The sequence below is a fragment of the Pseudomonas sp. IT-P100 genome, from assembly GCF_949767185.1.
Taxonomy (GTDB): Bacteria; Pseudomonadota; Gammaproteobacteria; order Pseudomonadales; family Pseudomonadaceae; genus Aquipseudomonas; species Aquipseudomonas fluorescens_B.
Genome location: NZ_CATKQK010000022.1, coordinates 323,034 through 335,626 on the forward strand (window position 1 = coordinate 323,034; position 12,593 = coordinate 335,626).

The 12,593-nt window shown below is 59.1% G+C and carries 13 protein-coding genes; 7 read left to right on the plus strand and 6 right to left on the minus strand.

Translation table 11 applies throughout. The features are described from left to right. Positions 1-16: 16 nt before the first annotated feature. Both ACM6IQ_RS17620 and ACM6IQ_RS17625 read right to left on the minus strand, forming a co-directional pair. Positions 17-1,030 (minus strand): sensor domain-containing diguanylate cyclase, encoded by a 1,014-nt coding sequence (locus ACM6IQ_RS17620; RefSeq protein WP_017340350.1) that lies wholly within the window; start codon positions 1,028-1,030, stop codon positions 17-19. Between the two features lie 65 nt (positions 1,031-1,095). Continuing rightward, the gene (locus ACM6IQ_RS17625; protein WP_017340349.1) at positions 1,096-2,001 is read right to left on the minus strand and encodes a LysR family transcriptional regulator; all 906 of its coding nucleotides are present in this window, start codon (positions 1,999-2,001) and stop codon (positions 1,096-1,098) included. A 102-nt stretch (positions 2,002-2,103) separates the two neighbouring features. Here ACM6IQ_RS17625 and ACM6IQ_RS17630 point away from each other — a divergent pair, with 102 nt between their 5' ends. Further along, complete coding sequence (locus ACM6IQ_RS17630) at positions 2,104-3,294, plus strand: aspartate aminotransferase family protein (RefSeq protein WP_414879427.1); 1,191 nt, start codon at positions 2,104-2,106, stop codon at positions 3,292-3,294. A 19-nt stretch (positions 3,295-3,313) separates the two neighbouring features. On the opposite strand, the gene ACM6IQ_RS17635 is transcribed toward ACM6IQ_RS17630, so the two are convergent. After that, on the minus strand, positions 3,314-3,823 hold the full coding sequence (locus ACM6IQ_RS17635) for an adenylate kinase (RefSeq protein ID WP_414879428.1): 510 nt from the start codon (positions 3,821-3,823) through the stop codon (positions 3,314-3,316). A 41-nt stretch (positions 3,824-3,864) separates the two neighbouring features. After that, positions 3,865-5,787, minus strand: coding sequence for an alkaline phosphatase D family protein (locus tag ACM6IQ_RS17640; RefSeq protein ID WP_414879429.1), 1,923 nt, complete (start codon positions 5,785-5,787; stop codon positions 3,865-3,867). 245 nt (positions 5,788-6,032) lie between these two features. Here ACM6IQ_RS17640 and ACM6IQ_RS17645 point away from each other — a divergent pair, with 245 nt between their 5' ends. Continuing rightward, positions 6,033-6,479 carry a hypothetical protein gene (locus ACM6IQ_RS17645; RefSeq protein ID WP_414879430.1) on the plus strand — a complete coding sequence of 149 codons (447 nt, stop codon included), beginning with the start codon at positions 6,033-6,035 and terminating at the stop codon, positions 6,477-6,479. A gap of 160 nt (positions 6,480-6,639) precedes the next feature. Here the strand turns inward: ACM6IQ_RS17645 and ACM6IQ_RS17650 are convergent, their stop codons facing one another. Continuing rightward, positions 6,640-7,191, minus strand: coding sequence for an NAD(P)H-dependent oxidoreductase (locus tag ACM6IQ_RS17650; RefSeq protein ID WP_414879431.1), 552 nt, complete (start codon positions 7,189-7,191; stop codon positions 6,640-6,642). Positions 7,192-7,282: 91 nt separating this feature from the next. On the opposite strand from ACM6IQ_RS17650, the gene ACM6IQ_RS17655 reads away from it, so the two are divergent. Further along, a complete protein-coding gene (locus tag ACM6IQ_RS17655) occupies positions 7,283-8,182 on the plus strand; it encodes a LysR family transcriptional regulator (RefSeq protein ID WP_017340343.1) in 900 nt (299 codons plus the stop codon). Between the two features lie 215 nt (positions 8,183-8,397). On the opposite strand, the gene ACM6IQ_RS17660 is transcribed toward ACM6IQ_RS17655, so the two are convergent. Continuing rightward, positions 8,398-9,189 carry a VacJ family lipoprotein gene (locus tag ACM6IQ_RS17660; protein ID WP_414879432.1) on the minus strand — a complete coding sequence of 264 codons (792 nt, stop codon included), beginning with the start codon at positions 9,187-9,189 and terminating at the stop codon, positions 8,398-8,400. 165 nt (positions 9,190-9,354) lie between these two features. Between ACM6IQ_RS17660 and ACM6IQ_RS17665 the strand changes: the two genes are divergently transcribed. The 4 genes from ACM6IQ_RS17665 (at position 9,355) to ACM6IQ_RS17680 (ending at position 12,583) form a co-directional block, all read left to right on the plus strand. Further along, complete coding sequence (locus ACM6IQ_RS17665; RefSeq protein ID WP_414879433.1) at positions 9,355-10,065, plus strand: response regulator; 711 nt, start codon at positions 9,355-9,357, stop codon at positions 10,063-10,065. Then, the gene (locus ACM6IQ_RS17670) at positions 10,062-11,396 is read left to right on the plus strand and encodes an ATP-binding protein (protein WP_414879434.1); all 1,335 of its coding nucleotides are present in this window, start codon (positions 10,062-10,064) and stop codon (positions 11,394-11,396) included. The genes ACM6IQ_RS17665 and ACM6IQ_RS17670 overlap by 4 nt, the downstream gene beginning before the upstream one ends. Before the next feature lie 71 nt (positions 11,397-11,467). Further along, positions 11,468-11,920 (plus strand): hypothetical protein, encoded by a 453-nt coding sequence (locus ACM6IQ_RS17675; protein ID WP_414879435.1) that lies wholly within the window; start codon positions 11,468-11,470, stop codon positions 11,918-11,920. Positions 11,921-12,241: 321 nt separating this feature from the next. Further along, on the plus strand, positions 12,242-12,583 hold the full coding sequence (locus tag ACM6IQ_RS17680; protein ID WP_414879638.1) for a potassium channel family protein: 342 nt from the start codon (positions 12,242-12,244) through the stop codon (positions 12,581-12,583). Positions 12,584-12,593: the final 10 nt, after the last annotated feature.

Below are 12,593 nucleotides of genomic sequence, written 5' to 3' on the forward strand. Positions count from 1 at the left end.
GGGGCGAGCACAACGCTCACCCCGTAATCACATTCTTGCCCGCCACCTTTGACCGATACAACGACTGATCTGCCCTGGCCAGCAGTCCGGTCTGCTGTTCTTCATCGAAGCGCTGAACCACACCAAAACTGAGGGTCAGTTGAAAGTCTCCCACGGGCGGCAAGTCGGCGAGGCTTTGGCGGATGGTTTCGGCAAGGGTTCTGGCCTCGGCCAGCGGCGTGTTGGGCAGGACCATGATGAATTCATCGCCACCCCAGCGCGCCAGCAAATCGCCGTCGCGGACGCAGCGCTTCACACTCTCGACCACCTGCACCAATGCGGCATCACCCAACGCATGACCGTAGTGATCGTTGATGTTCTTGAAGTCGTCGATGTCCATCGCAATCAGCGACAGCGGCTGTCGAAAGCGTTGGGCGCGGTTACATGCCTGGGGAAGGGTTTTACTCAGGCGATATCGATTGGCGGTTAAGGTCAGCGCGTCGGTTTCCGCCAGTTTGCGGTTTTCTTCGAGTTGGATCTGTAGCTGCTGGTTGACCCGGGATAACTCTCGAGTGCGTTCTTCGACGATGGCTTCGAGGGATTGATTCCTTCGTTCAAGCGCTTCGAGCAGGAGTTTCTTGTCCTCAATGCTGCGGTGCGCACCGACCATGCGCGCGACCGAACCGTCGGCATTACGTGCAAGTACGTGGCCACGATCTTCGATCCAGATATAGCGCCCGTCCTGTGTGCGGCAGCGATACTCGGCTTGATAACCGGGAGCCCGTTGGCTCAGGTAGTCGTCAAACAGGGCCATGACCCGCGGGTAATCGTCGGGGTGCATCACGTTTTCCCAGGTCAACACCGTGTTGTCGAGGGAGTGAGGTGCGTAGCCAAGCATTTCGTACCAGCCGGGGTTGCGGTAAACGAAACCGGTATTGGCGTTCCAGTCCCAGATGCCGTCACTGACCAGTTCCATAATGGTATGAAGCATGTTTTCGTTCAAATCAGACAGATTGAACTTCAACGCTTCGATATCCGAGTCCCCACCCATCATTGCTCTCCCTGACCAAAGTGACCCGTCAGTCGAGGAGATTAGTCGATGGCACCTTCAGCCCGCTAGTGCTTGCCCCACATCCGCATGGCAAAGTCGACGAAACTGCGCAATTTCGGCAAACGGTAGCGATCCTGAGCGTACATCAGGCTCATCGGCCGGTTCGGCGGCAGGTAATCCGGCATCACGGCCACCAGTTTCCCGTCCTTGAGGTCTTGCTCCACCAAGGCGTCGGGCAACAACACGATGCCCATGCCGGTGCGTGCCGCCTGATGCAAGCCTGCGGAGCTGTTGATCAGCATGGGGCCACTGACCGCCACAGTTACCTCGCCTTCGGCCCCGGTCAGGCGCCATTCCTTTTCCACCGAGTGCCAGTCATCGCCGGCCGGGTAGGCAAAGGACAGGCAATCGTGGTGTCGCAGGTCATCCGGTTTTTCCGGGTTGCCCCGGCGCGCCAGGTAGCTCGGTGAGGCGCACATGGTCAGCGTGTAATCCTCGAGTGGGCGGGCGATCAGGTTGGTCGTTTCCATGTTGCCCAGCCGAAACGCTACGTCGAAACCGTTTTCCAGCAAGTCCGGGCGCCGATTGGTGAGGACCACGTCCAGTTTGACGCGCGGACAAAGCAGGGCGAACTCGCTTAACGCGGGCGCGAGTTTTTCGGTGCCGAACGTCAGCGGTGCGGTGAGGCGCAGGGTGCCGCTCGGCTCGTCCAGGGCTTGCTCGGCCAGGCGTTCGGAATCGGCCACCAGCCCCAGTACTTCGAGGCAGCGCTGATAGTACGCGGTGCCGAATTCCGTCAGCCGCTGGCGCCGCGTCGTACGGTTGAGCAAGCGCACGCCCAGGCGTTGCTCCAGTGCCCGCAGGTGATTGCCGACCATGGTGGTCGACATTTCGCAGTGAAAAGCGGCGGCGGTCATGCTGCCGGATTCCACCACTCGGACGTAAACGGTCATTGCCTGGAACAGGTCCATTATCAAGCCCGACTTTAAAATGATTGAAGTGTTGCAGCGTTTATCCAGCTCAGGTGGCTAACCATACTGCAAAAACACCGACTATTGATGGAGCTTGATGTCATGACCGCCGCTTGCCTGATGAGCACTTACCAACCACTGGCCTTGAGTTTCACCAAAGGCCTGGGCACACGCCTGTGGGATCAGGCCGGTCGTGAATACCTGGACGCGGTGGCGGGCGTGGCGGTGACCAATGTCGGCCACTCCCACCCCAGAATTGTTTCCGCCATCAGCGAACAGGCGGGGCTGTTGTTGCACACCTCCAACCTCTACAGCATCGACTGGCAGCAGCGGCTGGCGCAGAAACTGACCCTGCTGGCGGACATGGAGCGGGCGTTCTTCAACAACTCCGGGGCCGAAGCCAACGAGACCGCGCTGAAACTGGCACGGCTGCATGGATGGCACAAAGGCATCGAGCAGCCCTTGGTGGTGGTCATGGAAAATGCCTTTCATGGCCGCACGCTCGGTACGTTGTCCGCCAGCGATGGCCCTGCTGTACGCCTGGGTTTCAATGAGCTGCCGGGAGATTTCGTCAAAGTTCCGTTTGGCGATCTCAAGGCACTGGGCAAGGTGCAGCAGGCCCACGGCCCGCGCATTGTGGCGATCCTGATGGAACCGATTCAGGGTGAGAGCGGTGTGCAACTGGCCCCGCCGGGTTACCTCAAGGCCGTTCGTGAACTGTGCAACCGGCGCGGATGGCTGCTGATGCTCGACGAAATCCAGACCGGCATCGGTCGCACCGGCCAGTGGTTCGCGTTCCAGCACGAAGGCATCGTTCCGGACGTCATGACCTTGGCCAAGGGCTTGGGTAATGGCGTCCCCATCGGCGCCTGCCTGGCTCGAGGCAAAGCCGCCAACCTCTTCACCCCTGGCAGCCACGGCAGCACCTTCGGCGGCAATCCGCTGGCCTGTCGCGTGGGTTGCACCGTGCTGGACATCATCGAAGAACAGGGCTTGCTGGAAAACGCCAAAGTACAGGGCAAACGCTTGCTCGACAGATTGCACACAGAGCTGGCCGATGACCCGAACGTGCTGGCCATTCGTGGCCAAGGCCTGATGATCGGCATCGAACTCAAGCAACCGATTCGCGACCTGACCCTGATCGCCGCGCGGGATCACGGTTTGTTGATCAACGTGACGCGGGGCAAGACCATCCGCTTGCTGCCGCCGCTGACGATTGATGAGCGAGAGGTGGAGATGATTGTCAGAGGGGTTTGTCGGGCGGTGAGTGCAGCCTCAGTTTTTACTCAATAATGATATCTGCACGTCCGATTCAAACGCCATCCTTTGGCCGCTTCAGGCTTTTCACGAATGCCGCGACCTCATTCCCATTCATCAGTTTGATTTTTGAACCCGCGAAAGCTTCGTACAGCCGCTGATGCGCCAGAAAACCACTGGAGTCTTCGTGGGAGCGATAACTGCCGGCCCACGCCAGCAGCGCCATCAACAACTCATCCTCCTCCGGTCTGTGTTCTCGCTGGCGAATATTGGCAACGCACTGTTCATCATCAATACACAACCAGATCAACGCTGTAGCGCGGTGGATAATTTCGCTGACGATCCAGCCGTAAACACCTTCGATCACCCAGCGTTTTTCGTCTGCCGCGATCCGCGCCATGCCCAATGCTTCGGCGCGTGGGCGGGCGATGCTGTGTTCGTCGGACAACCAGTGGATCGAATCGAGATCGATCCACGGTGATCGCAGATGTCCAGCCAACCGCTCGGCCAGCCAGCTTTTGCCCGAGCCGGAGTTGCCGATGATCAGTGTCCGAGCGAGATTCATATCCAGTGGCCTGCGTTAACGTGGGGCGGGAGCGATGACCGTCAATCCTCAACCTCAGGCGCCACCATCCGCGTCTTCGGCGACCCATCCGAGTTGTGCTGGAAAATCTCCTGTGGCTGTCCTTTTTCATTAAAGAACACCTGCCCGATCCCCGCCGAATTCCACAACCGTTCACCCGCCTCGGCGTGCTCCGGAACGTGCGGCACGATGCGCATCCGCCGGCGCTTGGTCAGCCAGTTCAGCGGCGAGCGCGGCGAATACAGCCAGCGATTGAGCCGATCGAACCATTCCAGCAGCGCCGGTGGGAATTCGTTCTTGATGCCGCTGCTGGTGATCTGCCAGATCCTCGGCCCAGCCTTGCGATGTCGGATCAGTACTTCATAGACGAAGGAATAATGCACATCACCCGACAGCACCACATAGTTACCCGGTGTGCGCGAGTGTCGGAAAATGTTCAGGATCACCTGCGCCGCGCCGCGATGGGCCATCCAGTTTTCGGCGTCCACCAGCAACGGATAACCGAACCAGCTGAACACCCGTTGCACGGTTTCGATCAGCTTCACGCCGAATACCGGTGCGGGTGAAACAATGATCGCCGAAGGGTGATCGAGCAATTCCTGTTGCAGCTCGCTAAGGGCTTCCCAGTCCAGCAGGCCCGAGGGCTGCTTGAGCGTCATCTCACTGCGCCAGCGTCGGGTGCGGGTGTCGAGCACCACCATCGCAGGCGTGGTCGGCAACACGTAGTGCCAGTGCTGAAACTTCAGCAACTCATCGATCAAGGCGTCCTGCACGGGACTGTCGAGATAGCCATCCTCCCCGGTCGCGCTGAAACCGTCCGTCTTCTCCAGCAACGCACCGAACGCATCCGGATTGTTGCCCCAGCCCTGGCACAACATGTAAGCGATCAGCGCGTTGCCGATGATGCGCTTGGAGAACGGATGGCCGTAGGCCGTTTCTTCCCACTGCGCGGAAAGGTTCCAGTCATCGGTAATATCGTGGTCATCGAAAATCATCAGGCACGGCAGATGCGCGAAGGCCCGTGCAACACCGCCCAGGCCAGCCTTGAAACCATCGATGCGCGTCTGCTCCAGCGCATAACGCTCGCGTCGTTCGGGAATCAGTTTCGGCGGTTTCGGTGCGATCAGCGTCCAGGGTGTCGGCGACCACACCAGCAGGTACATCGCCATGACTTCAGCGAACGTCACCAGATGATTGTCGGCACTGCTGCTGGTGAAAATCGGCTTGCGCGCACCGCCGAAAAATCGCTCACGCAGGGTTTCGTTGCTCTGCAGCGCCGGTAACAAATCCGCACGGTGGTAATAACTCGCCGCATGCTCATAGAGCCTGGCGCTGTCGCTGACCACCGCGCCTTCCAGGTATTCGCCGAACAGTCCCAAGCGCGCGATCAAGGCATGAATGGCCCGCAACATCGGCCCCGCGACATCGTCGGCGTATACCTGATCGCCGCTCATCATCAGCAGTGCCGGGCGTTCTGTGGCTTCGTGCTCCGACTCCAGCAAGCGATCAACGCAAAGCAAACCGTCGGCGGCGGGATGGTGAGGTTTGCGACAGGAGCCATGCAGCAACTGATCGATCCGGGAACGCAAAACAAAATTCGGGCAACGTGCTTCGCCATACAACAGATGCGGCGCCCACTCGGCGATGCCCGTTGCAGCGTCACCTATCAGCAGGTCGTACTCGATCAGCGTGTCGCAGGGCAGGGGGGCGTCCAGTGGCACATCGATCAAATGAATGAAAGCGCGAGTACCGACCGGGATGATCGTGCATTGCCCGGCGTCGAGGCGAATGTCGCCCACACCTTGCAGACGTAACGTCAGCGACAGCGCTCGGGTTCCTACCAGCCAAAGCACCAGGCGCGACGGCTCCAGGCGCCGCAGCATTGGGCCGACGAGGACGGGTGGCAATGGGGTTTGATGGTCAGGCAATGGCTGCGGTTCGGACATCCGGGGTCAAGGCTCTTGGCGCGTAGGGGGGTGATGATAACGCTATACATCTTTGTTTGTGGGGGCAGGGTCTGATCCCGACAGAATTGCAGGGTGAAGCAATATTTTAAAAAAGAGCGAAAACTGACAGATAACTGCTATCTGGCGTTATAGGGTTTAAGTTAGTCACTTGTTTGGTGATGGTTTGTCTTTCTCGGTTGGTGAGTAAGGCTTTGTGCATTCAGTTGTTTTCAGGAAGGCTAGTAGTGAAGGTTTCGAATAATGCGGCTTCTTCATGTTCAATAAGCACCGATCGCAAAGATGCTCGCGCGGGCGATATAAACAAGTTGGCTGATAGGCTGATTGAGGTAAGTCAAGGCGTTTCCAAAATGGTCGTGAGTTTTAACGATCCGAGACTGTCAAATATGCAGAAAACCATGCTCGCTGAGCAGTCAAAGCCGTTGCTTACCAAGATGGCAGATGGCTTGACAGATATTAATAGTCATAAAGCTGAATCACCCAATGGGTCTAATCTCTACAACGACTTTAAGGAGCGGCAATTGGACTCATACGCGAAGAAGGTACAGGCGGATTTTTGTGAACTAAAAAATCTAAGTAATAATTATGAAAAAAAAGGTGTGAAATTTACTCCTGATACCAAAGGCGAAGACGGAGGACGGGCGTGGAATGATAAAACTAGAGAGTGGGAATAATTGAACTAGCTACTTGGTTGTTGCCTTTGCGGTGACCCAGCTTTAGTCAGTGATAGAGCGGCAAGATGAATGTCTTGCCGTACTTGAAATTCGATAAGCATCTGCTGCATGGCCAGGAAACCATCCTGTCGAGTAACATCCTCGGATGAACGTCAGTGTTTTACGAAACATCAACACACTGAAATCGCTCAATCCACCGACGATACTGACTGGCGATCACATCCAGCTCCGCCCCCGACAACTTATTCGCCCGATAAACCAGAAACGGTTCGCTCCAGGCCCACTGGCAGCGGTGCGCCGTCGCGCGCAAAGGCTGCAACAACTGCTCAAGGGCAAAGCCATTCGCCCCATTTTCGCTGTAAGCCTCAGGCGTATTACCAGCAGTGGCCGCGATCATGATCGGCATCCCCTCCAGCCGGCGACCCTCGGTTTCATAAGCGATGTAATACATCCGCGTCAGCACACTGTCCTGCCAGGTTTTAAGCAGCGCCGGTGTCGAGTACCACTGCACGGGAAATTGCAGTACCAGCCGTTTCGCCGATAGCAAACGTTGCGTTTCCAGCGTCGTATCCACTTGGTCGCTGGGGTAGACCCCATACAGATCGACGACGCTGATCCCCGGCAGATCCTTCACCGCCTCCAGCATCGAGCGGTTGGCTCGGGATTCGCTCAAGTCAGGGTGAAAACTCAAAATCAAAGTGGTGTCGTTCATGGCTTCTCCGGTTCAAGTGAAGGGAGCCACAGCGTGCCAGCCTGCTGTACATTGCTCCAATGGATGGTTTGTCTAATTAGGTATTGATTCAATGAATCTACGTTCAGTGGACCTCAACCTGTTGACCGTGCTCGATGCGTTGCTCGACGAAGCGCACGTCTCCCGCGCCGCCGAGCGTGTGGGCTTGTCGCAACCGGCGGCGTCCAATGCATTGGAGCGTTGCCGGCACCTGTTCCAGGATCGCTTGCTTGAGCGCGTACCGGGCGGCATGCAACTGACGCCAAAAGCGCAGGCCTTGCGCGGCCCGTTGAAACAGATCCTGGGCTCGGTCAGCACCTTGGTCGGCGCCGCCAGTGCCGACCTGAGCACCCTGCGCCAGACCGTACGCATCGTCATGGCCGACTTCCCGGCGATCGTCATCGCCCAGCGATTGCACCAACGACTGGCGGAACTGGCACCGGGCATCGACCTGGTAATCCAGCCCTGGCAGGGCGGTGAGGCGGCTCAGGAAAGTTTGAGTCGCGGCCAAAGCGATCTGGCCATGTCGGTGTTCCCGCCCCTCGGGCCGGACTTCACCCGACGCTTGCTGTTGCACGAACATTTCGTGGTGGCGATGCGCACCGGGCATCCGGCAATCGCGGACTTCGATCTCGACCGCTGGCTGAGTTATCCACACGTGCTGGTCTCCGGGCGGGGCGCCACCTGGGGCCCGCTCGATGAACAGTTGAAGGGCCGAGGACGGTCGCGGCGAATCGGTATTGTCGTGCCGAGCTTTGTCATGGTTCCGGATCTGCTGCTGGGCTCGGACCTGATTGCGATGCTGCCCAGTCAGTGCCTGTCGATGCCGATGGCCAAGGCGCTGCACACCGCGGAGCCGCCGATTGAGGTGGAGGGGTTTGCGTTGCATCTGGCCTGGCATAAACGACGCGATGAAGACGCGGCGGTGCAGTGTGTGGCGCGGGTGCTGGAGGCAGTGATAGCTGCTGACTGACATCCGCCTCGCCGTTGGCGACCAACCAGCGAAACACCTCGCTCACGGACACCGTATGGCTACGCTCGATCCAGCGCACCACGGCCGGGCCGTAGTGTTCGGTGTAACGAGTGAGCACCAGTTGGCGGCAATCTGCCGACAGGCGCAGGGTGATCTCCCGACAGCGCAGATTCGCCTCGGCGTCACGGGTCATCCTTTGTTGAAGAATCAGGCGTTCAGAAACCATCGGCCGGTGCTCCTGTGCATTGAGGCTTGGTGTTGTCGGGCGAGCCTTGTTTGCCATCGGCCACATAAGCCGACCGATGCTCGGCCACCACGTTGCGCAACGCGCTGTAGTAGTCCGGCAGTTTTTGCAGGCTGTCGGTCAGCGGCAAGGCTTCGGCTCGACCGTCGACGATGCCGCCGACCGTGTTGATCGTGGACAACGTGTCGGCGGTGTCGCTATGGCTGCCAAACGGATCGACGACGAAACCGAGCACGCGCCCGGCCGCATCGCGGCTGTTGGACGTGCCGAACAACGGCAACTCGACGATCGGGCCGTTACCGATGCCCCACACGCCGAAAGTCTGCCCGAAGTCTGCGTCGTGGCGCGGGATGCCAACCATGCCGGAAACGTCAATCAAGCCCACCACGCCCACCGTTGTGTTGAGCACGAAACGCCCCAGGGTATTGACCGAGCGCCGCGGGTTGCCTTGCAGCACGTCATTGATGAACACCTTGGGCTCACCGAAGTTCTCTACGAAGTTATGCACACCCGTCTGGAAAAAGTCCGGCAAGTAGCGATAGCCGCGAGCGACCGGTGCGAGGGCGTAGTTATCAACAACCCGGTTAAACGCAAAGACCCCGCGATTGAACGGTTCCGCCGGGTCGTTCACCGAATAGGCAATGTCGGCGCAGCTCACCTGGGCGGTGGACGACGGTTGGCTGCTGCAACCGGCCAACCCGGCGGCCAGCACGACAATCGAGGTGTTGCGGGCCAGCCAGGGAGCACATTTGAAAGGCAACATGGACGCGAGTCTCGGGAGGAATTCGCGCTGATGCTGGGCCCCGGGCCTTGCGCAAAGATGTCCGCTTTATTGCGCCGCTGTCGTTTTATTGCAGGATTGAAATATATGACGCGCTGCCGTGAATGGTTTTAGATGGCGGTTCCATTCGCTCTTAAGTGACCTTCGGTGAACAGCCTGCTAATTGTCGATGACGACCTCGAAGTCCTCGATTTGCTGAAAAAATTCTTCGTCCAGCACGGCTACCGTGTCGAGGTCGCCACCGATGGCGCATCGCTGTGGGCGGCCATCGAGCGCCAGGCGCCAGACTTGATCATCCTCGACGTGATGTTGCCCGGCGACAGCGGGCTGATCCTGTGCCAGCAATTACGCATCCGCCACGCGATACCGGTGATCATGCTCACCGCCATGGGCGAACTCAGTGATCGGGTGGTTGGCCTCGAGCTGGGCGCCGACGATTACCTGACCAAACCCTTCGACGCCCGTGAGTTGTTAGCCCGGGTCCGTGCCGTGCTGCGCCGCGTGGACGACCGCCGCCCACTGACACAGGAACGCCCGCGACCCTTGATCGACTTTGCCGACTGGCACCTCGACGTCACCCGCCGTGAACTGCGCTCGCCGGACAACGTGATGATTCCGCTCTCGGCCGGCGAGTTCGATTTGCTGCTGGTCTTCGTCGAACACCCGCAACGCATCCTCACCCGTGAACAACTGCTGGACCTGGCACGCGGGCATTGCCACGACGCGTTCGATCGCAGCATCGATGTGCAAGTCAGCCGCCTGCGACGCAAACTCGAGTCCGACACCAAGCGCCCGGCGATGATTCGCACCGTGCGCAATGGCGGTTACCTGTTCACCCCCAGCGTGACACGGCGATGAGCTGGCTGAAGCGGATTCGCCGCGACACGGTGGCGCGCTGGATCGCCCTGACCATCATCCTGGCGATGCTCATTTCGCTGGCGCTCAACGGGCTGTTTATCCAATTGGCCGGCGTCTGGGCACGACCGCCCCTGACCGAAATCGGTCTGCTGGAAAAAGCCGCCGCCATCACCCGCGTCATCGAGGCCGCGCCAGCGCCACTGCGCAACCCGTTGGCACAGGCCGCCAGCGAAAGCGGCTTCACCGTCAGTTGGCATCCCGACCGGCGCGATCTCAATCTGCCGGAAGCGGAAGATGCGAAGTCCGACATCGGCGCGCAGATCCTCCAGCCGATGCTCAAAGCCCCTGACCGGCGCATCGAGGCCTATGAGCCCGCCGACTGGGCCGAACACACTGAAGACGCGCATTACGCGCTGTTGATCGAACTGGCCGACTCGACCTGGCTGATGTTCTCCGCGCCCTCGCGCAGTTGGGGCCTCGACGAAACGCCGCGCTACCTGATCGTCATTGTGCTGGTGCTGATCTCTACCGCGCTGGTCGCGCTGATCGCCACCCGCCGTCTCGCCACACCCTTGCAACGCTTCGCCGAAGGCGCCCGACGCTTCGGTTCGGACTTCCGCGCCCCGCCCATCGAACCCTTGGGCCCCCAGGAAATCCGCCAGGCGATCCTCGCGTTCAACGCCATGCAGGCTCAGCTGCAACACTTCATCCGCGACCGCACGCAAATGCTCGCCGCCATCTCCCACGATCTGCGCGCACCGCTGACGCGGATGCGTTTGCGCGGTGAATTCATCGAAGACGCGCAGCAGCAACAGCGGCTGTTTCGTGACGTCGATGAAATGCAGGCGATGATCAATTCGGCGCTGGATTTTTTTCGCGATGACGCACGGCTTGAACCGGCGACCCAGTTTGATCTGGCGGAACTGCTCCAAACCTTGCTGGATGATTACCGGGATCAGGGGGTCGAGATTGCCTTCAGCGGGCCGTTGCGGCTGGTGTATTTCGGGCGGCCGTTGGGACTCAAGCGGGTGATGACCAACCTGTTGGATAACGCGATCAAATATGGACGCGAGCCGGCGATTGAACTGATGCCTGATGCCGGAGAAGTGCGGATCAAGGTACTGGATCGTGGGCCGGGCATTCCGGAGGCCAGCCTTGAGCAAGTATTTGCGCCGTTCTTCCGCATGGAAGGCTCGCGCAACAAAAGCACCGGCGGCGTGGGATTGGGATTATCGGCGTCGCGGGCGATTGTGTTGGAGCATGGCGGAGAATTCAAACTGCGCAATCGGTCAAAGGGCGGGCTGGAAGTACGGGTGATTTTGCCGGTATAACCGAGTACCGGGTTCGGACTACAGTGAATTATCCAGGGGCGCGCAAAGGCGCTGATCGAAGGAGAGAACTGATGAACAAAATCATCCTGCCAACACTGGCCCTGTTGATGCTGGTGCAATTCCCCGCCCACGCGATCAATGACAAATACCGCAAACAACTCGAGCAATCCGGTTGCACCCAAGTGAGCGAACTTCAGGGCTGCGATATCCACAAGAGCAAAGCGGAAAATGCCAAGGCCGGGTTCACCAACCCCGCGACGGACAGCGCCAATACACAAACGCCTTACGCCGGGCAGTGGGTTGCCAAGAGCGATGCCGGCGCGACCGTTGCCACGATTCGTATCGATGCCAAGGAGCAAGTCTGGGTTAATGGCAAACGGGTAAATGCCCAGCGCACCGATGGCACGCTGCAGTTTCGCCAGGGCAAAGTCACCTTCACGATTCAGGGTGATCGGCGGTTACAGAATGAAGACTATTGGACCGACAGCGATGCCGGGACCAAAGGGCCGATTCAGATCGAGTAACCATTACATCCTGGGACGCGGCATCGTTGAGGGCATGCGTTGTTGGGAGGGGATAATCCTGCCACTGTCTCCGTTGGCGGGCGGTCTCACCTGGCCGTCCTGGCTCGTGTCATGGCAGGACGATCCGCTGAGGGCCACGAACACGGCGAACAGGAGTGGCAGGATCAGGTGCTTGAGCATGGATATTCTCCCGTGCCGGATCATTACAGCTTAATCCCTGTTCCGCGCGTGCCACTTTCCGTTGGTCCGACCATCCATTCCCAATACTTGTGCCAAGCTGAAGAGTGTCAATCCGCCTGCCGCCCTCAGGAAACACACGACATGAAGCCTGCCAATACGTCGAACATCCGTCGAGAGTTCTACAAAGCTGTCGGCTACTACCTTCGAGTTGTCTGGCCCATCCTTTCTACCATGCTGATCGTCATCGTCCTGTGCGGCCTGATCATCAGCTATCTGGAAGGTTGGGATCCTTTTGATGGCATCTATTTCGGCTTCGTGACCGGCTTGACCATCGGCTATGGCGAGCTCGTGCCGAAGTTGCCGCTTTCGCGGATATTGGCAATATTGCTCGGGTTCAACGGCGTGCTGCTCACGGCGATCTTTGCGGCGATCAGCGTGCGTTCGATTGAGATCGCGGTGCGGGTGACCGATGGAGATAAATAAGGCGGAACAC